Source organism: Cupriavidus sp. SIMBA_020 (assembly GCF_046535395.1).
Lineage (GTDB): Bacteria > Pseudomonadota > Gammaproteobacteria > Burkholderiales > Burkholderiaceae > Cupriavidus > Cupriavidus campinensis.
Map to the genome: position 1 here is coordinate 1 of NZ_JAWRWU010000099.1, position 417 is coordinate 417.

The following is a 417-nucleotide window of genomic DNA, read 5'->3' on the forward strand; positions in this document are numbered from 1 at the left end:
CTGCGCATCGAGCGCCTGCTGCTCCAGGGTCGGCGCGGTGGGATCGGCGATGGTTTCGAGCAGGTCGTCGTCCCAGTCCATGCCCGAGCGCCGACGCACGCTGCGTGCGCGGAGTTCGGTGAGCCAGGTGGATTGCACGATCGAGAACATCCAGCTGAGCGGCGCGGTTCCCGGTCGTAGCTGATGCGCGCGTTCGAGCGCACGGACGCACGCGCCCTGCACGAGATCCTCGGCGTCGTGCCGGTCGCCGGAGATTCGCAGCGCGAAGGTCCAGAGACGCGGCAGCATCGCGGGGAGCATGGCGGACAGTTCGGCTGCGGTCATCTACGTCGATCCTCCCGCGGTGCAACCAAGCCGACGTTGACGAACTGCAGTATCTGACGTGTATCCATGGGTTTAGGCGAAATTAAGCGGGCA

The 417-nt window shown here is 65.9% G+C and carries 1 protein-coding gene; it reads right to left on the reverse strand.

Features of this window, described 5'->3' with window-relative positions:
* A partial coding sequence (locus tag SB751_RS28320) for an RNA polymerase sigma factor (RefSeq protein WP_410748828.1) occupies nucleotides 1-324 on the reverse strand: 324 nt, incomplete at its 3' end.
* Nucleotides 325-417 lie beyond the last annotated feature (93 nt).